The sequence below is a fragment of the Mycobacterium sp. genome, assembly GCF_036488105.1.
Lineage (GTDB): Bacteria > Actinomycetota > Actinomycetes > Mycobacteriales > Mycobacteriaceae > Mycobacterium.
Window position 1 is genome coordinate 1 of the sequence record NZ_DASXHW010000036.1, and the last position, 1900, is coordinate 1900.

1 protein-coding gene is annotated in these 1900 nt (G+C 69.0%); it reads right to left on the reverse strand.

What is annotated here, in order from left to right; genetic code table 11:
* Nucleotides 1–142: 142 nt before the first annotated feature.
* The gene (locus VGH54_RS01940) at nt 143–1456 is read right to left on the reverse strand and encodes an IS200/IS605 family accessory protein TnpB-related protein (protein ID WP_331510247.1); all 1314 of its coding nucleotides are present in this window, start codon (nt 1454–1456) and stop codon (nt 143–145) included.
* Nucleotides 1457–1900 lie beyond the last annotated feature (444 nt).

A 1900-nucleotide genomic window follows, 5' to 3' on the forward strand; every position in this document is an offset into this window, starting at 1 on the left:
CGGAGCATGCCCACCTCGCAGGCGCCCAGCAGGCCCCCGCCGCCCAGTACGAACGCGGTCTTGGGATGTAGCACATCTTCTCCCGTCGGTGGAGGTAGCACCTTCTACCGTTTCTTTTCAGTGTGCAGGTGTGGGTTCCTGTTCACTGGCACGTCCCGAACGGTGGTGGGCTTGCTGGTCGCCTGCGTTCGCCTTGTGGTCCGGTGGCGCGCATCGGGTGCGTGGTCCGGGTTCGTGGGGGGCAGGGTCCCTCACGCCTTGGGACACCTGATGGGGCCTGGGCGGTCCGATGCCCCTGCTCATCGCTCTGGTGAGCAGGGGGCGGTGTCGTCCGTCGCCGGATCGGGTGCCGGAGGGCGCGTCGTCCGATCGCGATGCTCGCGGCATCGTGACGGGTCGTGTTGCGGTTGGGGGTCGTCATGGGCTTTTGCCAGTGCTGGGCGCCCCACTTGGAGGTGTAGGCCGGGTCCACGGCCACGATGGCCAGGCCGTGTTCGGTGGCCATCGATATCAGCCGGGTCTTGAGTTTGGCGGTGGGGAACCGGGTGATCAGCCGCCGGAATCGTTTTCGGCGGCCGTGTTTCTCCCGGGTTTTTTCTTGTTCGAAGTTCAGGTCTTCGACGGCGATCGCGGTGACGTCGCAGTGGTTGGTCCAGTGCAGCAGGCGGGTGAGGGCGTGGCGGATTTGTGCGTCCCGGTGGGCGGCCGGCCCGGACAGGTCGAATGCGAAGCGGCGCGGCCGGCCGATCGGGTTGCCGTGGATGTCCAGCCGCCAGGCGGCGAGGTGGTCGTTGTTGGCGTCGACGCCGATCATGCCGTGGGCGCGGGCGGCTTTGAGTGGGATGGTCGTGGCGGGCGGGCGTTGCCAGGATGCGGTGATGTACCAGCGGCCCCGGTCCGGGTCATGGTGGATGCGGTAGGCCACCGCCCGGTTCCCCGCGATCCGGTCGGCCCACTCGGCGCCCCGATGCGCGAACCTCACCCTGGCGGACAGGATGTACCGGCCGTGGGAGGCGTTCGCCAGATGCGCCAGCGGCACGGGCAGCTTGATCGAGACTTCGCCGTCGCCGGTGATGCGGATGGTCTCATTCCCGAACCGTTTCCCGCTTTCGCCATCAGCGGCCAAAAACCACCGCGCCGCCTCCCACCGCGCCCGCCACTGCTCCTGACTCAGGCCGGCCGCCTCCAGGTGGTGACGGGCATGGGCCAGGCGTTTACCGCCGCGGACCACCCGCACCCGCCCGGCCTGGAAATCCGCCACCGCAGCAGCGTGCCGGGCGGTCAGCATCGCCAGGCGACGGGACTTGGCATGCCACTCGGCCGCCGACCGATAGCCGCCCGGCGCCCGCTTGGACCCTGGTTGCCCGACCGGCAGGGACAGCCGATGCCCGATCGTGTGGATGCCGGCCTCAAGGGAGCGGATGTGGGCGGCCAGCGCCCGCCGCGACAACCCCACTGATCATGGGTGGCCTTCGTGATCGACCCGGCCCACCGCGACGACGACACCGTCGTCAACGCGCGCTTACGCGCCGCCCACCTGCCGCTGTCATGGTCCAAGCCGTCGGCGCACCGGGCCTTCAGATCACCTGAGGCCAGTGCCCCCAGATGCGCCCCCACCGCACGCAACACCAACTCATCCCCAGCGGTCAGGTGCTTGAGGCGAGCACGGATCGCCACACCTGAGGGCCCCGCAACCACGAACGGCGCGGCGAACCCACCGACCGAGCCACCGACCCGGCCACCGGCCGGGGACCGAAGGACACGCGATCTGGAACGCATGTTCGAAGGTTAGTGACGCCCCACCACGACTTCAACCCAAAGCAATCATCTCGATCCGGAACGTGAACAGAAGGCCGTACGGACGGGTGCCTCACACGACCGGGACCGGTGAACCACCCCC